General features: G+C 44.7%; 13 protein-coding genes and 4 pseudogenes. 10 read left to right on the forward strand and 7 right to left on the reverse strand.

Annotation, left to right across the window (positions count from 1 at the left end):
- Window positions 1-11: 11 nt before the first annotated feature.
- Window positions 12-1,154 (reverse strand): chromate efflux transporter, encoded by a 1,143-nt coding sequence (chrA, locus tag UA76_RS17035; protein WP_047048729.1) that lies wholly within the window; start codon window positions 1,152-1,154, stop codon window positions 12-14.
- A gap of 90 nt (window positions 1,155-1,244) precedes the next feature.
- Between chrA and UA76_RS17040 the strand changes: the two are divergent.
- Together UA76_RS17040 and UA76_RS17045 are read left to right on the forward strand one after the other, a co-directional pair.
- A pseudogene (locus tag UA76_RS17040) lies at window positions 1,245-2,182 on the forward strand (LysR family transcriptional regulator).
- Window positions 2,183-2,332: 150 nt separating this feature from the next.
- Window positions 2,333-3,516, forward strand: a pseudogene (locus UA76_RS17045) (NnrS family protein).
- Between the two features lie 64 nt (window positions 3,517-3,580).
- Here UA76_RS17045 and UA76_RS17050 read toward each other — a convergent pair.
- The 5 genes from UA76_RS17050 to UA76_RS17070 all read right to left on the reverse strand — a co-directional run bounded on the left by UA76_RS17050 (window position 3,581) and on the right by UA76_RS17070 (window position 10,245).
- On the reverse strand, window positions 3,581-4,585 hold the full coding sequence (locus tag UA76_RS17050) for an adenosine deaminase (RefSeq protein WP_047048603.1): 1,005 nt from the start codon (window positions 4,583-4,585) through the stop codon (window positions 3,581-3,583).
- An 88-nt stretch (window positions 4,586-4,673) separates the two neighbouring features.
- On the reverse strand, window positions 4,674-6,251 hold the full coding sequence (gene glpD, locus UA76_RS17055) for a glycerol-3-phosphate dehydrogenase (protein WP_075202592.1): 1,578 nt from the start codon (window positions 6,249-6,251) through the stop codon (window positions 4,674-4,676).
- A 32-nt stretch (window positions 6,252-6,283) separates the two neighbouring features.
- The gene (glpK, locus tag UA76_RS17060; RefSeq protein ID WP_047048606.1) at window positions 6,284-7,825 is read right to left on the reverse strand and encodes a glycerol kinase GlpK; all 1,542 of its coding nucleotides are present in this window, start codon (window positions 7,823-7,825) and stop codon (window positions 6,284-6,286) included.
- 414 nt (window positions 7,826-8,239) lie between these two features.
- Entirely contained in the window at window positions 8,240-9,271 is a 1,032-nt protein-coding gene (gene dapD, locus UA76_RS17065) for a 2,3,4,5-tetrahydropyridine-2,6-dicarboxylate N-succinyltransferase (RefSeq protein ID WP_047048608.1), read from the reverse strand.
- A gap of 365 nt (window positions 9,272-9,636) precedes the next feature.
- Window positions 9,637-10,245 (reverse strand): peroxiredoxin, encoded by a 609-nt coding sequence (locus UA76_RS17070; protein ID WP_047048612.1) that lies wholly within the window; start codon window positions 10,243-10,245, stop codon window positions 9,637-9,639.
- 187 nt (window positions 10,246-10,432) lie between these two features.
- Here UA76_RS17070 and UA76_RS17075 point away from each other — a divergent pair, with 187 nt between their 5' ends.
- From UA76_RS17075 to UA76_RS25795, 4 genes and pseudogenes are all read left to right on the forward strand, one after another.
- On the forward strand, window positions 10,433-11,338 hold the full coding sequence (locus tag UA76_RS17075; RefSeq protein ID WP_047048618.1) for a hydrogen peroxide-inducible genes activator: 906 nt from the start codon (window positions 10,433-10,435) through the stop codon (window positions 11,336-11,338).
- Between the two features lie 301 nt (window positions 11,339-11,639).
- Window positions 11,640-11,903, forward strand: a complete 264-nt coding sequence (locus UA76_RS17080; RefSeq protein WP_047048619.1) for a hypothetical protein — start codon at window positions 11,640-11,642, stop codon at window positions 11,901-11,903.
- Window positions 11,904-11,929: 26 nt separating this feature from the next.
- A pseudogene (locus UA76_RS17085) lies at window positions 11,930-14,392 on the forward strand (ImpA family metalloprotease); the annotation flags it as partial.
- Window positions 14,393-14,431: 39 nt separating this feature from the next.
- Window positions 14,432-15,142 (forward strand): discoidin domain-containing protein, encoded by a 711-nt coding sequence (locus UA76_RS25795; RefSeq protein ID WP_475345733.1) that lies wholly within the window; start codon window positions 14,432-14,434, stop codon window positions 15,140-15,142.
- A gap of 25 nt (window positions 15,143-15,167) precedes the next feature.
- On the opposite strand, the gene UA76_RS17090 is transcribed toward UA76_RS25795, so the two are convergent.
- Window positions 15,168-16,070 (reverse strand): LysR family transcriptional regulator, encoded by a 903-nt coding sequence (locus UA76_RS17090; RefSeq protein ID WP_157617665.1) that lies wholly within the window; start codon window positions 16,068-16,070, stop codon window positions 15,168-15,170.
- Between the two features lie 116 nt (window positions 16,071-16,186).
- Here UA76_RS17090 and UA76_RS17095 point away from each other — a divergent pair, with 116 nt between their 5' ends.
- The 4 genes and pseudogenes from UA76_RS17095 (at window position 16,187) to aceB (ending at window position 19,995) form a co-directional block, all read left to right on the forward strand.
- Complete coding sequence (locus tag UA76_RS17095; protein ID WP_047048622.1) at window positions 16,187-16,501, forward strand: hypothetical protein; 315 nt, start codon at window positions 16,187-16,189, stop codon at window positions 16,499-16,501.
- Between the two features lie 9 nt (window positions 16,502-16,510).
- Window positions 16,511-17,407 (forward strand): DUF1214 domain-containing protein, encoded by an 897-nt coding sequence (locus UA76_RS17100; RefSeq protein ID WP_047048627.1) that lies wholly within the window; start codon window positions 16,511-16,513, stop codon window positions 17,405-17,407.
- Window positions 17,398-17,610 (forward strand): DUF1214 domain-containing protein, encoded by a 213-nt coding sequence (locus UA76_RS17105; protein WP_157617666.1) that lies wholly within the window; start codon window positions 17,398-17,400, stop codon window positions 17,608-17,610. Before UA76_RS17100 ends, UA76_RS17105 begins: the two co-directional genes overlap by 10 nt.
- A 739-nt stretch (window positions 17,611-18,349) precedes the next feature.
- Window positions 18,350-19,995: pseudogene (gene aceB / locus UA76_RS17110) on the forward strand (malate synthase A).
- The last annotated feature ends 128 nt before the right edge of the window (window positions 19,996-20,123 follow it).

Consider the following 20,123-nt stretch of genomic DNA (forward strand, 5'->3'; position numbering starts at 1 on the left):
TGGGCAGAGGTTTACATCAAACCTGTTATCGCGCCTGCTGCCATGAAGAAGGCAACCATAGCGACAATCGGTAGCTTCATCTGTTTGAGTAACCAGAATCCAATCAACACGAGCGCAATATCCATCTCATTGATGACCGCACTGCTGAAAACAGGTTGATAAAGCGCTGCGAGAAGTAGGCCGACAACGGCAGCATTCACGCCTGAAATCGCGCCAGACACACTTGGAATCGCAGCCAAAGATTGCCAGTTCTTTAGTACCCCTAATAGCAGTAGGAAACCCGGAAGAAAAACAGCCAATGTAGCAATGATCGCTCCAGCTACCGGTGTACTTGGCAGAAGTTCATAACCTATATAGGTAGCAAAAGTGAACATGGGTCCCGGTACAGCCTGAGCGGCTGCATAGCCAGTTAAAAACGCATCTTGAGTGAGTTGGTCACCCACGATGTTTTGCAGAAGCGGTAGCACCACATGACCGCCGCCAAACACCAAACTTCCAGCTTGGAAAAAGTCATTAAATAGGGCAATGCTTGGCAGGATATGCGCCGCAAACGGTAAACCGACTAACAGAGCCACAAACAGGGCCAATGGTGCAAGGCTAGGTTTGAAAGGTTGTGTCACTTCAGAAGATTCTTTTAACAGGTATCGACTTCCGACGAATGCGGCAATCAGTAAAACCACCATTTGGGTTGCAATGCTTGGCACGAGTAATAGAGCAACAGCCGTTGCGACGCAAAGCGAGACAGTTAACTTGTCTTTGCAAGAGTTTTTATACATTCCCCAAGTTGCATCTGCGACCACGACTACAGCCAGCAGTTTTAAGCCGTGAACAATGCTTTGGAAAAGGGGCATGTCGGTCAATTGACTGCTTAACATCGCTAGCGCCAACATGATGATGACCGATGGCAGAGTAAAGCCAAGAAAAGCCATACACGCGCCTGGTAATCCGCCTCGCTGGTAACCTAATGCAAAGCCGACTTGGCTCGAACCAGGGCCTGGTAAAAACTGACTGAGCGCCACAATTTGTGCATAGTCACTGTCGCTTAGCCATTTACGCTTTTCGACGAAGGTTTGGCGAAAATAGCCGATGTGCGCTGCAGGGCCACCGAAGCTGATCCAGCCTAGCCAGAAGAAGGTTTTGAATATTGAAAACATCTTATACATCTCGGATTTTAGTCTGCCGATACTCTAAGAGTTAACGTATAATGATTCAAATTGATAGTTTTAATATAAGGTATGAATAAAATGGGATTGGATGTAAGCTCTAACTCCACGGGCAAGCCGTTTAACTGGAAAGGGATCGACCTTAACTTGCTGGTGGCTTTTCAGGCTTTGTATCAAACCCAAAGTGTTAGCCTTGCGGCAGAGCGATGTCATGTGAGTCAATCTGCCATGAGTCATACCCTCCAAAGAATGCGCACTCAATTTGATGACCCTCTGTTCGAGCGAGTTGGAATCAAAATGGTCGCCACACCGAGAGCGGTTGAAATTGCGCCTGTTGTCGATCAACTGCTTCAAACCATTCATCGTGACCTCTTGGCTAAACCAAAATTTGAACCTGCAGAATATAAAGGGGTCTGGCGAATTGGCTTGACCGACTATGCTGAGCAGCTATTTGCTGCCCCTTTATATGATCAAATCAAGCACTATTCGCCTAATGCACAAGTCAGTTTTATCAACGTAAACCGCAGCAACTATCAACCTTAACCGAGTCGGAAGAGATCGATGTGATCGTTGGTAGTATTGCCAATCTCGATAATCAATTTCTCAAGAAAAACCTCTATTCTGAGCAGCATTTGTGCCTGTTTGATCCACAAATGGTTAACCTCAAACATCCTGTAGAACTTGAGGAATTTTCGCGTGTTGAGCATGCGCTTGTTAGCCCAGATGGCCGCTTGGAAACGCAAGTGGACAAACTGCTAGCAAAGAAAGGATTTGCTCGAAGAGTTGGGGTCGCATCGCGAAACTTTTTAACTATTCGCAGGTTGTTAATTGGGCGAAAGTTGCTTTGTATCGTACCTAAGCGTTTTGCTCAGAGTGAAATGGACAACCATGATCTAAAAGCGCTCCCAGCGCCCATTGAAGTGCCTGATTTTGATATTGATTTGGTTTATCGAAAGGCTTTTCGCGCAGATGAAAAGAACCTCTGGTTGAGAGAGCTTGTCAGCCAAGTTATTAAATAATGAGTCAAATAATTATAATCGTGTCTTTATAACTTATTATGATATGAGTCATAAAGACATGATTATGGGTTTAATCCACTAAATATCAATGAGTTATTGTTGGAATGATTTGTGCTTAGCCTAAAACTAGAAAAGTTTTGGAGATGAATCGTGCTCAATATTACCGACAAAAAAGTGGAAGAAAAAATACCCGCTGTACTTCGACTTGGTTTTCGCCCCTTTTTTCTATTGGGGGCGTATATGCTGTTATCGCTATCGCGGTTTGGGTTTGGATGTTTCAAAATGGCCAACCTAGCCAATTGAGCGTGCCTGCTTTGTGGTGGCATGTTCATGAGATGCTGTTTGGTTTTGCTATGGCGATAGTGGTGGGTTTTGTGCTGACTGCGGTACAAAACTGGACGGGCATCAATGGAACAAAATCCTATTGGCTGGGCGCTATCGTTTTATTGTGGCTTCTGCCTCGGATATTGCTGTGGACCCCAATGCCTTTATGGTTGGTTTCAAGTATCGAAGGGCTGTTCTTACTTGCGGCTGCATTTGAAGTTGGGCGACGAGTTCTGCAAGCGAAAGGGTGGCGAAATCTGTTTTTCGTTCCTTTATTCTTATTGGCCATTATGGCGAACTTTGCCAGCTATGCGACCATCAAAGGCATGCCGCCTTTCCCTCCAATGGCGGTTTGGCAAGCCATGCTTTGGTGGTTCACGTTGCTATTGTCAGTGATGGGAGGTCGAGTAATTCCCTTCTTCAGTGCTCGCCGATTCCAATATGAAAAGCCGCAACCTTTAGTGTGGTTAGAATGGACGGCCAATCTGCCATTGATTGGATTGTTTGTCCTGAGCTTCTTCCCTATGACATTTGCTCAGCTAGGCCAACCGTTAATGTTAGTTGCAGGTATCGCACAGCTAGTGCGTATGGCTCGTTGGAAGCCTTGGAAGACATTAAGTGAGCCACTGGTTTGGTCGCTGCACTTTGCGTACTTGTGCATGCCTGCAAGCTTGATCCTTCGTGGTGTCCTCGATAACCCATTTGCCAACCATAACTTGATTCACCTGTTTGCGATTGGTGCATTGGGCGGGTTGATCCTGGCGATGATCGCAAGGGTCACCATGGGTCACACAGGGCGCGCTATTTACGAAGGGCCGAAAATGGGACTCGCATTCGCCGTTATCATCCTAGCAGCAGTCATTCGTGGTGCTGGGGTGGTGCTGTTCCCTCAACATATGATGACGTTCATCAACGTAAGTGCAGGGCTTTGGGTATTAGCTTTTGGCCTGTTTACGATGAAGTTCTCTATGATGCTTGTGAAGCCAAGAGTGGATGGTCATCCTGGTTAATGGAATGAGAAAAATGACTGTAAAGAAGCCCTTCATCTGAAGGGCTTTCCGTTATTAGAAATGATTAGTAGTTATCTTGGTAGTGCCAAATCTTACTCACCATATCTTCTTTGGCTTGCGGGGAGATAAAACTGGCATTGACCGCATTAACGCTCAGCTGAGCAAGCTCTTGCTTAGTCAATGACAACGCTTGGTGTACGGCTTGAAAGTTGTCGGTCATGTAACCACCAAAATAGGCGGGGTCATCGGAGTTAATTGTAACGGCAAGGCCTCTTCGAAGCAGTTCAGCGATGTTGTGATCGGCCATGGTGTCGAATACGCGAAGTTTAATGTTAGACAGAGGGCAAACAGTCAGCGGTGTCTGTTCTTGGATCAAACGTTCGACGAGAAGTGGATCTTCACTGCAGCGCACCCCGTGATCGATTCGAGACACTTGTAGCAGCTCCAATGCATCACGAATGTTTTGTGCCGGCCCTTCTTCGCCCGCATGGGCAACAGTTAGAAACCCTTCATCAAGGGCTTTTTCAAACACTCTTGCAAACTTCTCTGGTGGGTGGCCTTGCTCTGAAGAGTCAAGCCCAACAGCAATGATCTTATCTTTGTATGGCAGGGCTTGTTCTAGGGTTTCCAATGCTGCCGACTCTTCAAGGTGGCGCAAAAAACATAGGATTAACTGACTCGAAATCCCCAGCTCTTTCTCACCTTGTTTTAATGCTGAAGTGATGCCATTGATGACGGTTTCAAAAGCGATACCACGATCGGTGTGGGTTTGTGGATCAAAGAATATTTCGGTGTGAATGACATTATCTTGCTGACATCGAAGCAGATATTCCCAAGTGAGATCGTAGAAGTCTTGCTCCTCAATTAAGACCTCAGCACCTTGGTAATAGATATCGAGGAAACTTTGCAGATTTTCGAACTGATAGGCCTGGCGGATTTGTTCTGGTGAATCAAAAGGGATAGAGACGTTGTTGCGCTTAGCCAACTTGAACATGAGCTCTGGCTCAAGCGTTCCTTCTATGTGCAGGTGAAGTTCCACCTTTGGCAACTGTTCGATAAAGCGATCCATAGCCACTCCTTAGCGTTTGTTTTTATTGGGAGTTGAACTAACAGCATAGTTTATGGACGTTAGGATCGACAGCTAAGTACTGAGGTATTTACCTCAATTTATATAGCGCATTGGCGATGTAGCCATCCAAAACTTGCACCTCATCCGGTGTGGTGAATAGGCCAAGTTTGGTACGTCGCCATAGGAGGTCATCACTGCAAGTGACAAACTCATGTTTAAGCAGATAGTCGACTTCACATTGATACAAAATGAAAGCAGGGTCATCGCAACGGTTAAAGGCTTGACCAAGTTGATCGAGATCCATGGCGTCATCAAGAATGGAAAGCGTATCGAGACCAAACTGAGTGACATAGCGATGGATCAGTGAGCTCGGTAGCCACGGATACTGCCTGTGAATACTGTGGGTGAGCTGCTCTGAACTGCTCGTGAAGTCACCACCGGGTAAAGCACTGCTGGCGGTCCATGCTGGAGTCATGTTCGGAAATAGCGGCTCCAACTTGTTTAATGCGGCTTCTGCGAGTTTGCGATAGGTGGTGATCTTGCCGCCAAACACGGACAAGACTGCAGGTTCACCGTTGGCTTGCATTTCTAGCGTGTAGTCGCGGGTAATGGCTTGCGGTGAGTTTGATTCATCATCACCTTCCTTATCACTCAGGGGACGAACCCCACTGAATGACCAAACCACGTCATCCGCTGAAATCGGGCTCACAAAGTGTTGGTTAACGACATCGACCAAGTAGTCGATCTCCTTCTCGGAAATCTTTGCCTCAGCCGCATCGCCTTGATGCTCCACATCGGTCGTTCCAATCAAAGAGAAATGCTCTAGGTAAGGAATCACAAACACAATACGGTTGTCTTTGTTTTGAAGAATGTACGATTGAGGCTCATCGTGAATTTTAGGTACCACGATGTGTGAGCCTTTGATTAAACGCACATTTCTTGGAGAGGTGAGCGCTAAGTTCTCGTCGAAGACTTTCTTAACCCAAGGGCCAGCGGCATTCACGAGTACCTTGGCGGTTTGAGTATAGGCTTGCTCTGTGATGGTGTTACGAATGGTGACCTGCCAATGATCGTGATGCCAAGTGGCCTTTTCGACTCGGCAGTAGTTGTGAACATTAGCCCCATTACGCTCAGCATCTCGGATGTTGAGAACCACAAGGCGAGCATCGTCCACCCAGCAATCGGAGTACTCGAAACCTTGCTTAAATTCAGGATGAAGCAACTTAGATTTAGCCAAATTGACGCAGCTCGTCGAAGGCAACTGACTGCGTCTGGCAAGGTTGTCGTATAAAAATAGGCCGCTTCGCACTAGCCAAGTAGGTCGCAATGATGAGCGATGTGGCAAACGAAAACGCATCGGCCATGCAATATGCGGCGCTTTCTTTAAAAGGACTTCTCGTTCTGCCAGAGCTTCGGAAACTAAACGGAACTCATAATGCTCAAGGTAGCGTAAACCACCATGGATGAGTTTAGAGCTCGCCGATGAGGTGGCACTGGCAAAGTCATTCGCTTCAAACAAACTCACGGATAATCCACGCCCCGCGGCGTCTGCAGCAATTCCCGCACCATTGATACCACCACCAATGATGAGAAGATCAACCCTATCATTTTCTTCTGAATGATGACTTGGTGTCGATGGGTTTACTGCTGTTGAAGGCTCATTCATTTCTAAACTTTCGTCCTTGTTAGGTATCGCTATTACTCAACGTCGTCATCGCGCATGTCTGCCCAGGATTGCACGCATTTAACGGCCCTTTGCCAACCTTTATAGCGGCGTTGACGCTTGTTTTCATCTTCATGAGGTTCGAACGCGGTTTCAATTTCAGCGCGATCTTTTACCTCATCAATGCTATCCCAGAAGCCTACCGCAAGCCCTGCTAGGTAGCCAGCACCAAGCGCAGTGACTTCGGTGACCTTAGGTCTTAATACGTCAGTATTGAGGACATCGGATTGAAATTGCATTAAAAAGTTGTTGGCGACAGCACCACCATCCACTCGGAGCGCAGAGAGTGTGATGCCAGAATCCGCCTGCATGGCATCGAGTACATCTCGTGTTTGGTAGGCAATGCTCTCAAGGGTAGCTCGCACAATATGGTTGTTGTTTGAGCCTCGACTCAGACCAACAATCGTTCCGCGTGCGTAGGCATCCCAATAAGGCGCTCCAAGCCCGGCAAATGCGGGTACAACATACACACCATTGGAAGAATCTACTTGGGTCGCCATTCTTTCCGAATCTTTAGCATCAGTGAGCAGTTTTAGTTCATCGCGAAGCCATTGAATAGAAGCGCCAGCCATAAATACAGCACCTTCTAAAGCATAAGCCGGTTTACCTTGTGCGTTACAAGCTAGGGTGGTGAGAAGGCCGTGTTTTGAGGTCACTTTCTCTTTGCCCGTATTCATCAACAGGAAACAGCCTGTGCCATAGGTATTTTTGGCTTGTCCGGCATCCACACACATTTGGCCGAAAAGAGCCGCTTGCTGATCGCCTGCAATGCCCGCGATGGGAATCTGCGTGCCTGAAATGTTGGTGTACCCGTAGATATGAGATGAGGGCTGAACACTTGGCATCATGGATTTTGGAATATCGAACGCTTTTAATAGATGGTTATCCCATTCTAATCCATCGATGTTAAACAGCATGGTACGCGAGGCATTGGTGTAGTCGGTGACGTGGACTTGCCCTTGCGTCATCTTCCAGAGTAGCCATGTGTCTACGGTGCCAAAGAGTAACTTGTCTTGGCTCGCGAGCTCTCTTGCGCCTTCGACGTTATCAAGAATCCACTTAACCTTGCTGGCCGAGAAGTAAGGGTCGAGTAGCAGGCCGGTGTTTTCTTTAACATAGTCTTCGAAAGCATGGTCTTCGAAAACATAGCTTTCCAGCTCTTGTTCCTTATATTTTTCACACATGTCAGCTGTGCGTCGGCATTGCCAAACAATAGCATTGTAGATTGGCTTACCTGTTTCTTTATTCCAAACCAAAGTCGTTTCTCTTTGGTTTGTGATACCGATGGCCGCCACTTGCTCGGGTTTCACATTCGATTTGTTCAGCACTTCGGTCAACGTTGAGCTTTGGCTTGCCCATATTTCTAGAGGGTCGTGCTCAACCCAACCTGCTTTTGGGTAGATTTGGCGAAACTCTCGTTGGCTGACACCAACAATATCTGCATTGTGATCAAGAATGACTGCGCGAGAACTGGTGGTGCCTTGATCTAGGGCGACGATGTACTGTTTTTCGGACATGCTAAGCTATTCGAATTGTTTTTATAAGTGTAGCGAAAGTAATATACCCAAGTGACTTCAAGATGCAGGATTCAGAGCAGTATCACGGGTTCAAGGTCAAGGCAAATGACGCAGCGGAATAACGGGTTCTTTCCAAGTCATTTAACGTAGAGATTGAATCCGTGATACGCTCCCGAAGGGCGAGTTTGCCTAGCTCGCAAACTTTGTTAACGATTCTCAATATAGAACCACTAGATTGTCGACTCGTTGCCGCGTTTGCAAACTAGGCAATTCTCGCTGAACCACGCATCTCGAAGTTACTTGGGTATAGGACAAATCCGAGAGCGGAATAGAGTTTGTAGTATGGGAGTTCTACGGATACAAAAACAGCCTCAAGAAGAGGCTGTTTGTTAGTCACTGAATCTGCGTACCAGATTAGTTGTTGCTGTGTAGCTCAGAGTTAAGTTCTACAGCAGATTTGTTCGCTAGACATTCGATTTGACCAGTCACAGAGTTGCGACGGAATAGAAGGTCAGAAACGCCAGCTAGGTCACGTGCTTTTACAACTTCAACTTCTTGGCCAGAAGAATCCAGCATACGTACTTTAGAACCTGCTGTTACGTATAGGCCAGACTCAACAGTACAACGATCGCCTAGTGGGAAACCAAGACCTGCGTTTGCACCCAGTAGAGAGTTCTCACCGATAGAAACGACAACCGTACCGCCACCAGACAGTGTGCCCATGATAGAAGCACCGCCACCGATGTCTGAACCGTTACCCACAACAACGCCTGCAGAGATACGACCTTCAACCATGCTTACGCCAGTTGTACCCGCATTGAAGTTGATGAAGCCTTCGTGCATAACTGTTGTGCCTTCGCCAACGTGTGCACCAAGACGAACACGTGAAGTGTCAGCAATACGAACGCCAGCTGGAACCACGTAGTCCACCATTTTAGGGAACTTGTCGACACAATCGACGGATAGCGCACGGCCAGCTAGACGAGCTTCGATTTGGCGGTCTGCCAGTTCAGGAAGATCGATAGGGCCTTCGTTAGTCCATGCGATGTTGTGTAGTAGACCGAAGATGCCGTCCAGAACCGTACCGTGTGGTTGTACTAGGCGGTTAGAGATAAGTTGTAGCTTAAGGAAACCTTCAGCAACAGACGCTGGTTTCTCGTCAGTCGCTAGAACAACAAGAACAAGTGGTTGCGCAGACTCAGCAGCTTTTGCTGCAAATGATGCGTTTGCTGCATCACCGTTTGCTTCAAATGCGCCAGCAAGTTCTGCGCTTTGTTTAGCGGTGATTTCGATAGCTTGGTTGCCTTGCTCGTAGCCGCTTACTGCTTTAAGCGCACCAACAAGTTCATCACTTGGGTTTAGAACTGGATTAGGGAAAAATGCTTCGATGATTTTTCCGTCACGGTTTTTGGTTGCCGTACCAAAGGCTAGAGCAAAAGAAGCCATATTAAATCTCCATCTATAATTTAAGGAGCAACTTACAACTGACAGGGGAACCTATCAGTAGTTGCTAAATCTTGTTGATAGTCATCATAAAGAGACGCCTTACGACTTTAAAGGGCGATTCACGATAAAGTCTGTAAACTGATATGTTTTGTCTCTTTAGGGATATGTTTGTCTATTAAGAAAAAGACAAACAAAAAGCCCGAAGATAACTTCGGGCTTTTTGATTAGGACTTTACTTTTTTACTGATTGGCGTGCGCTTTGCGCTATAGCTTATGCTTTATGTTCTCTTCTTTGAGAGAGTCCAACCATATCACCCGTTTGAGCGGCGGGTGTTTCCTCGGTGTGTCGAGGAGAGAAAACCTAATTACTTGCTTAGGTCGTCTGCGTGCTCAGATAGGAACGCTGCAACACCTTTTGGAGATGCGTCCATACCTGCTTTACCTTCTTCCCACTGTGCTGGACAAACTTCACCGTTCTTCTGGTGGAAGTTTAGAGCGTCAACCATGCGAAGCATTTCGTCGATGTTACGGCCTAGTGGTAGGTCGTTAACTACTTGGTGACGTACAACACCTTCTTCGTCGATTAGGAAAGAACCACGGAAAGCAACGCCAGCTTCTGGGTGCTCAACGTCGTATGCTTGACAGATTTCGTGTTTAACGTCAGCAACTAGAGGGTACTTAACTTGACCGATACCGCCGTCTTCAACAGCAGTGTTACGCCATGCGTTGTGAGAGAATTGAGAATCGATTGAGATACCGATTACTTCAGCGCCTTTAGCTTGGAAATCAGCTAGACGGTTGTCGAATGCGATTAGCTCAGATGGGCAAACAAAAGTGAAGTCTAGTGGGTAGAAGAATACAACTGCTTTTTTACCTTTAGTAAACTCAGCAAAGTTGAAGTTATCTACGATTTCACCGTTACCTAGAACTGCTGCAGCTGTAAAGTCAGGGGCTTGACGACCTACTAGTACCATTTTGGAATCTCCTAAAAAATTAAATGTCCAAACATCTTTGTTTGGGCTTTCGTTTCTACGGGACAAACTATAGAACAAAAGTTACTATAGAAAAAAGCGAATTAAATAGATTAAGTTAATCGAAAAAAGCGATAACCTTGCGTCCATTGGACTGTTCAATAATACGACATACATTGATTACAAAATTATGAATAAATGGCCTAGTCTTAAACAGTTACATTACCTCGTCACTTTGCATGAAACTCGCCACTTTAGTGATGCCGCTGAGCGTTGCTTTGTTAGTCAGTCTACCTTGAGTAAAGGTATTCAAAACCTCGAAGAGCTGATTGGTTGCCCTCTTTATGAGAAGAAAGATAAGAAAAGTCCTTTAGTCTTTACCCACTCAGGAGAGATGGTTGTTCAGCAGGGTCGAGAACTGCTGGCAAAAGGCCAAGATTTGGTCGAGTTGGGCGCATTGTGTCAAGGCCAAGTGATGCAGGGCCAGTTGAAAATCGGTTGTATTCCGACGATTGCGCCTTTCTTATTGTGTGATCTAGTACAAGAGGTGAATGCAAGATATCCAAGCTTAACGTTACTGCTAAGGGAAGACACAACCAGCAATTTGCTCACAGCGCTACGTCATGGCGATCTTGATGTGTTAATTCTGGCTCTGCCTGTCGAAATCGACGGCATGCAGAGTAAAGTGGTTGGTCAAGATCCATTTAGGATGGTGATCAGCAGAAATCAAGCCGATGGGATCCCGGTTCCTATCAAATATGATGACTTGCCTAACGAGTCAGTTTTCTTACTGGAAAAAGAGCACTGTTTAACCGAACACGCCGTTTCAGCCTGTAAGCTGACAGACAAAGAGAAGATTAACCCGTTTAGTGCAACCAGTTTGCACACGCTAGTTCAAATGGTGGCAAACGGATTAGGCACGACTTTTATTCCCCAAATGGCCATTGAACACGGGTTACTTGAAAATCAAAACCTCGTCGTGATTGACCCTCCTGGTCAACAAGCGCATCGCGATATTGGTTTAGTTTGGCGCCCGAGTTCATCTCGTACGGAAACGTTTGAGCAGTTGGCTGAAGTTGTATCTGAACTTCTTTAGTCTCTTAAAAAAAGCCTATAGATACCCAGTTTATAGGCTTTAGAAGTTTATAAAATACCAGTGCATTAAAAGGTATTTATAAATCTATTTCCTTTTTTTGTTATTTATAAAATATATCTTTCTTGTCTTACTTTTAAAATTAACGTAACTCGTTGGAATTTAAGTAAAGTAACTGCTTTCGCTTGGTATTGAACTAATATCAAAATTAAACATATTTTTTATTCATTAATATCATTTTGGTGCTAGTTATTTAAATTGCTTGCGCAAGCGAGTATAGGTCATTGGCTAAAAGGAAATAATAATGAATATCAAACGTATAGCGATAAAAATATCCGCTGCGCTATTTGTTGTATCGGCATATGCTGGTGTTGATATAACAGGCGCACAAGCAAATGAAGAGATTTATCCTGATAATATACACTCTGCAGTAAATAGCGGAGATATATCAGGGGTAGATAATGAATCTGACATTGTTAATTTTATTCTTGATGATATATATCAAAGTCTAAGTGATTTGGATTCGTTGAGAATTGAGCTGTTTAACTTAGACAGTGATGGGGGGTAAAAAATGATGGAACGAGTCTATCCAGTGTCACTTGGTATCCAACCCATGATGCTAACTTAATGCGCGCAACATATGGTAAGAACTTTCCGATGTTACAAGCAAATGCAGCATTTCGGGATGGCAGTTTTAAGAGTTCAGATATTGCGGTAGCGGGCGTGAAAGGGGCGCAAAAGTATCTGTTTTTATCTTCTAGCCCACAGAACTCAGAGCGACGAGGTTACGAAATTAATGAGGAGTTTTGGCAGTTTTATACCAACGCTATCTATTGGTTAACCGAAAAAACTGCCTCAGATATTTCAGCTGATGGTTTAAATATTGTTGTTGCTCAACATGATGAAAATAGTTATTTCTATAAAGATGGTCGCTATGTAAGGGATTGGCTAGTTAATAGATTTGGTGAGGGGGTTACACTCAATACAGAATATAATAGCTGTGACGGCGCTTTACTGGAGTCATGCTTGAACTCATCGATTGATTTATTAGTATTATCTAATTATGTGTCTGATGGAGAAGAAGCTGAATTTGTTATTGATCAGGTTAATAGAGCAAATGATTTAAATATTCCCATTTTGTTCACTCATTATGGTAGAAACCTAAATGCCATCTCAAAATCTTTGTATTCAATGTATTCAATTACTTCCTTGGGAAGTAACTATTGGCCACGTTCAGGCGTTGATAATATTGATAGCTCTCAATATGTAGGTTTGTTACCTGAATCAGTGCAGTCGGTAGAAACTCTAATTTCTCACCTAAAAAACGACAGCTTTCCTTTTTCGATATCCGATTGTAAAGATGGCTGTGATAATGAGTGGTATCACTCTGAATTTAAGGATGGAGCATCGCAAGTTAAAAGTATTGCTGATGGGTACGATAAACAGTCAAGCAACATTTTCTCTACTGACGCCCCTGATTATCAAAAAGCGCTAATTCTACTTGCGGATTGGTATCGCCAGTCTATTCAGTATCCAATGAGTTACGACACAACGGATACCAAGCGTTTTCTATCGGCTTACTACGCCGATCACGTAATTCATTCTGCTCGTCTTATTAACCCTGTTCAGTCCGATTTAGGTAATTTTAGCCGTACTGACTTTTCGCACGTTATACCAGACACCAAAGGTGTAGAGCTTGTGAATCGTGGCGGCTTTCGATCAACAGGGGCGTATGCTCTACCTGGACAAACAGTAGCGATTACCCGTAATGATCCTTTCCATCAGGTTGAGACCAAAATTTTCATCAATACCATGCGCTCGGGCTCTACTAAGGAATTTGCACAGAATGGTTATAAGCGCCCTAAGTACCTGCGCTCCACATCAGTACCGATTGGCGTTGGGGAAACGATCTATTTAACTCACCCCTACGGAGGCCCGATTCAAGTTGAGTTCGCTGGTGAGAAAGATCTACCTGTAGCCCTTTTGTTTTCTAATGTGGGGGAGCATCCTCATTATCCGGGCTTTGGCGATGGTGCGAGTTTTGAATCTGCTCTGTATGCGAGTGAATACGATTGGGCAGAGATTGTTACCGAGAGTTTTGAAATCCATTCCACAGCCATGAAAATGGGGATGACCTTAGCTAACCCTAACTTTCCTTCTGTTGAAGCGGTCGCTCAAGGAGCAGAAACTTATACTCATAACTATCCGCACGTTTTAGCTGGTTATCAAGGAGACGGTATTGATACGGTTGCTGAGATTGTTGACTGGGCTGCAGCCAATGATCTGGATGTTGTCACATTAAAAGGTGTTAAGCACATGAACGCGGACCAAGCGACTTGTGGTTCGGGCTGTTCGGGGAATCCGTATGATGCGAACTGGCACTATAATCCAGTAGGTCATGGTGACATTCATGAGCTTGGTCATGGACTTGAGAAATCTCGCTTGCGCTTTGACGGTTATACGGGGCACTCATCAACCAACTTTTACTCTTACTACAGTAAATCGCAGTTCTTTGCTCAAACAGGCGCAGATCCAGGTTGCCAAGACCTAAACAATCAGAGCTTTTTCGAACACCTTCAAGCGGCTTATCAGCAACCTGATCCTTCTCAATATATGGCTGACTTAGGCTTGGGTAGTAATTGGCGAAGTGGCCCTGCCTTATATATTCAAATGATGATGTTATCGCAGCAGCTAGGTACCTTGGATGACGGTTGGAATCTCTATCCGCGTCTGCACATACTGCTTCGTGAGTTTGGTACGGCAGCAAAAAATGATGAGGCATGGGAAGCGAAGAAGTATCAACTGGGATTTGATCATTTCACCCGTGATGAGGCGAAAGCATTAAGTCGTGATGATTGGCTAGCGATTGCGATAGCTAAGGCGAGTTCACTTAACTTCAATGATTACCTCACCATGTGGGGCAGAACGGTGAACACCGAAGCTGTAAATCAAGTTGCGTCATTCGGTTATCCAGCAGCACCCACTGATCGCTATTTCCGATTTGAAGGTGATGAATACTGCCGAAATTTTGATTGGGACACAGTAGCGCTAGATGGCGAATCACGTTGGGATGGAATCGATATTGATGGCGAGCTACTGAGTTTATATAAACCGACGAGTTCAAATGGGGATGATGGTAGCCGAGTCTCAGCCCATGTCACGGATGGCCGAACGGATACTATTTGGCATGGTTTAAAAGGGTTGGAGAGCAACTGGGTAGAAGTGGATTTGGAGAAAGCGTACTCACTTAATCAGGTGTTAATTACTGATCGTAACTACAGCCACACCGATAATATTGATACGTCAGTATTGAGCTTATTTGATGCAAACCGCAATCTAGTTTGGCAATCTGAACCTCTATTTTGGGAGACGCCAGGTGGATCAGTACTGACAGTTAATCGTGACATACATGGCTTGGACGCTAAACCCGTACGCTTTATTCGATTAACAAAGACTGGTGGGCACGTTAATGTTGCTCAAATTGAGGCTTATGGCAAAGATGCTTTGCTTCCTCATGAAGGGTACAACGGTACGTTAGTTTTAGCTGGGGAAAAGAAAACGTTTCAAGATGCAGAAGCCTACTGTCAAAACTATGGTTATCAGCTGCCTACTTCAGATGAAATTGGAGTATGGCGTAATATGTACAGCGATGAAGAGCACGCTGCGTACGGCATTCCAAACGATTGGTTCTGGACAAGCACACCACTATCCGATGGCAAAGTACCATTTAGAAGCTTCTATACCTCTTCTGGTGGTCGAGCAAGTACGACGAGTAAATATCATGTCGCTTGCATAGTACAACCGTAGCTAAGTTAGGATCGAAAGCCGCCTTTTATTTTGAAAGGTGGCTTTTTGTCATGATCGTCATAATTTCTTTGTGGAGCATCTGTTGTAGTGGGGCATCTCGCTTACCTAATTTGCAGCAACTTACCAGTTTGATTGGGATTAAAGCGCTATTAGGTACATCAATTTCTTGCATGTTTTCTAACATACATTGCCTTGAGTATGGCGCCGCAAATTCACCCTGCTGAAGTAAGTTAATACCTGCACTGATATCGTCGACAATGAATGGAGTGAAGACCTTGATGTCTAGTGCATCAAATTGGCTACTGAATCTGAACTTATCATCGTTCCAGCCTGGAGTTCGAGTAAAGATAAATGGCCACTGTTTTATTTCTTTCCAATCAACATTCTTGTGTTTGCTACCAATAACGATGGTCAGTGTGTCATCAATGATTGTTCGTTGATAAATGTCTGCAGGAAGGTTTGGCGACAAAGCATATAAACCAATATCGATCTCATCGTCTATCAGCTTTTGCGGTGATTGATTATTCCACGTACTCATCTCAACTTGAGCTTTGGGAAAGAGAAATCTCATTCGCGCTAGGATTTCTGCGCCGTACCTTGCCATTGCCTGAGCTAGCATTGAGATATGTATGGGGGCTGAATAGCTAGCAGGGTCGAAGTCTTCAATATCCAGTGCTTCTTGAACCAATGAGAGAGCTTGTTTTAGTTTCGGGTAGATGATTCGCGTGTAATGGGTAGGTATCAAGCCATCTGAAGAACGAACAAAGAGCTCTTTCTCCAACGCTTCGCTCGCTCTAGTTAATGATTTACTTACTGCACTGTCTGTTCGTCCAAGCTTTCGGCCGACCGCTTTTAAGGATCTAAGTTCATACATCAGTATGACAACGTGCAGCAGATTCAAATCTAAGTCTACTTTCCTATTGTTCAAGTTTGTATTTCCTCGCCGTCCAATAATTCAAATTATCATAGCTTTGTTTTCGACATAGCAGCAACTTGTTAGAGCGCTGTCGTCGAGTGAATTGTGAACTTAATGAGAACTAAACTATGAAAAAAGCACTACTTGCAACGGCAATAGCAGCACTATCAGTCAATGTTATCGCACAAGAGGCATCTACCGGATTTCCAACTCAAGAAGCCTCTGCGGTTTATGCTCAAATGGATCTGGAAAACTTAACTCGTGCATTTACGGATTTACAGCCAGAGGCCGCATTTATGTCTCTGTACCACTCTTATTTTGATGCAGGCTCTACTGAACAAAATATTGGCATCATGGAAACATCCGTTGATCCTAGGCAGATTGTTCTGACTGCAAATTCAGAAACTATTTATGCCGTTCACCCTGTTAATTTGGACGCATAGGGTGGCGCAGTGGTCCTAGAAGTTCCCGCTGGTGTAATGGGTATGGCGAATGGTCCAGGCTGGACGTCGTTTGCAGATTTTGGCCTAACTGGTCCTGACCAAGGAGCTGGTGGCACGTACTTATTAACGAGCCCGAGCTGGGAGGGAGAAGTACCAGAGGGGATGATTCACTCACCATCTCCGACAAATACTATTGTGTGGTTGATTCGAGGCTTTCAAAAAGATGAAGGTATGGCTGGGGCAGTGAAAGAGCTGCAAAACGGTATTCGAACCTATTCACTAAATGATGCTAAGAATCCACCTGAAACGACGTTCTATAATACGTCAGCACCTGTTTATGAAGATGGTGGATTCCAAGACATGCTGTTTCAGGCTGATGATATCCCAAGGTTAATTAAGTCCTACTATCAGCTCAATGGCTATGGTGAAGAGAAGCATAGCTACAATACTGCACACTTGTCTCACGCCGGCTTTTTCGATGGTCGTGTTGACGCTGATTTGGTTGAGAAGGCTATAGACATCGCATGGCAGCGTGTCCTCACTATGTCATTTAGTAACCGAGAAGCCGATGCCTATCGATGGGAGGAGAGTCATTGGCTATTACCAAACACAACGGTAGATGAGAGCTGGACGCATGCGTCATTAGGTATTGTTGACCCAGTGGCTCAAATGGTTTGGGCGCATCAAGCCACCTTTACCTCTGCAGCGATGACAAGACCTCCTAAAGGCGCAGGCGCAATTTATGTTGCAGCATATCAAGATAGAGATGGGAACTTCTTAAATGGTTCAAACTGCTACGAGTTAACGGTACCAGCGAACGTGCCATACAGTAATTTCTGGTCTGTTGTTACCTACAATGCTCCTAAGCGCTCGATGATTCAAAATGAACAGTTTCAGTGGGGGTAAATAGTTACATGGAAGAGCTGACTCAGAATGAGGATGGCTCTTATACACTCAAGTGGGGACCGAATGTAGAAGAAGACGTTAACTCTATCCAAACAAATGCTAACGAGGGCTTCTTCCCATGGTTTAGAATTTACGGACCAACAGATGCTTGGTATGACAAAAGTTGGGTATTACCTAGCATCGAAAAAATCGCTTGTTCGTAGGTTAAAGATATTCATTGCCACAGTTTAAAAATAATGTGGCTACTACCCTAGAGCTTGGTAGTAGCCACTTTTTTGTCAACTTTGGCTAATTTACGTTCTGAATAAAGGAAGTTTCACAGGATATTGCTCTGTTGGTAAACTTTGACTTGTAAAATTTCACAAGCTTTTTCGGGTGAAGGTTTCATAAAATTGTGAAATTTCACAATGTAAACTTTACAAGCCTCCTCAAGAATCCTGTTTAAAACTCACTCCAAGTTCTCCTCAAACCCCCAACTGGCTTGGGCTTTACTATGCATTGACAAATTCAAACGCCTGTTTGATTGGTGTGGTGCGCTGTGAAAATATTGTAATTAAATTACGTAATAACTTACGTGATGAGTGTAAAAATAAAGCACTTGTTTCAAACGGAATAAAACTTTGAATTTAACTTTTTGTTAACTTTGGAACTTTTACTCTATCGCTTATTGGTATAGGTTAAATAAGGGTTGAGTAAGACTTATGTCTAATTATTCATCACTTGAAAAACGACCTGATGTCATTGAAGGTATACATAAGCGAGGCGAATATGGAGTACGCCTTTGCATAACTAGAAGAATGATTTTGTGGTTTTATAGTTACAAATGACAGCTTTACTGATAAGAAACGCGATTGAAGGCGCTGATTTATTAAGTAGAAAAGTTGTGACTAGCAAAGCAAACGCCTAAGGAAGAGAGCCATGCTTAGAACGGTTTCAGAAAAAATGGTTTCAGAAAATACAGCTAACAGCAGACCAGATAATAAAAACACAACAGCCGAAGCCCAAGAAGGCAGGCTTGGTGTGATTGGTACCCTTTCGCCAGAGCATCAAGCTATTTTCCCTGTAGAAGCCCAAACCCTATTGTCTTTACTGTGTGAAAAGTTTGCATCAAGAGTCGATACACTGCTTGCAGCAAGAGAAGCAAGACAGGAACAAATCGACCAAGGCAAATTACCGGACTTTCACGAAGATACGCAAGATATCCGTGAAGGAAGCTGGAAGATCTTAGGTATTCCAGAAGATCTACAAGATCGCCGAGTTGAGATAACTGGCCCAACCGATCGCAAGATGGTCATCAATGCGCTTAACGCTAATGTGAAAGTGTTCATGGCTGATTTTGAAGACTCTATGTCACCAGCTTGGGACAAAGTGCTCGATGGCCAAGTGAATTTGCGTGACGCCGTTGCTGGAACCATCAGCTATATCAACCCAAGTAGTGGCAAGCACTACCAATTAACGGATGATCCAGCAGTATTGATCTGCCGAGTTCGAGGTTTGCATCTAAAAGAGAAGCACGTTGAATTCAATGGTCAAATCATCCCAGGCGCGCTGTTTGACTTTGCGGTCTATTTCTTCAACAACTACCTTGCGTTGTTAGCAAAAGGCAGTGGCCCTTACTTCTATATCCCTAAGCTGCAATCTCATCATGAAGCGAAATGGTGGAGTGATGTGTTCCATTTCACCGAAGAGTATTTCGGTCTTGAGACTGGCACCATCAAAGCAACGGTATTGATTGAAACTCTGCCTGCCGTTTTTGAGATGAATGAGATCCTATTTGCCATGAAGGAGCACATTGTCGGGCTCAACTGTGGTCGCTGGGACTACATCTTCAGTTACATCAAAACCTTGCGTAACTACCCAGATCGTATTCTGCCGGATCGCCAAGCGGTCACAATGGAAAAGCCATTCTTGAATGCTTACTCAAGGCTACTGGTAAGAACTTGTCACCAACGCGGTGCGTTTGCGATGGGGGAATGGCTGCTTTTATTCCTTCAAAAGACCCGCAAACTAACGAGCAGGTTTTAGCCAAGATTAATAATGATAAGTCTTTGGAAGCGAATAACGGCCACGATGGTACGTGGGTTGCCCATCCAGGTTTAGCCGACACGGCGCTTGCTGTGTTCGATTCGGTATTTGGTGAGCGCTCCAACCAACTTGACGTATCCCGTAGCGATGACGCGCCAATTACTGCGAATGAGCTATTAGCACCTTGTGAAGGTGAGAGAACCGAGCAGGGTATGCGCCACAACATTCGAGTGGCATTGCAGTACATCGAAGCTTGGATCTCTGGCAACGGCTGCGTTCCGATCTACGGAATGATGGAAGATGCCGCAACCGCTGAAATCTCCCGCGCTTCTATTTGGCAGTGGATCAAGCACGGTAAGACGCTCGATAACGGCCAAGTTGTCACTAAAGAGCTGTTTGAGCTCTACCTTGCTCAAGAAATTGAAGTGGTGAAGAAAGAAGTAGGAGCTGAGCGCTATGAGGCTGGTCGCTTTGAAGAAGCCGCTAAGTTGATGGCTAAGCTAACCACCAGTGATGAACTGACCAACTTCTTAACCATTCCAGGATATGACTACTTGGATTAACCGAAGTAAAAACGATTAGAAAACATTTTTAGTAATAACAATAACGTGAAATCAATTTTCGAACGCAGATTCGCTTGTACTGCTAAGAAATGGAAGACCAATGCGACAGTCGCTCAACAATGAAGAGC

Source organism: Vibrio mexicanus (assembly GCF_001012815.1).
Taxonomy (GTDB): Bacteria; Pseudomonadota; Gammaproteobacteria; order Enterobacterales; family Vibrionaceae; genus Vibrio; species Vibrio mexicanus.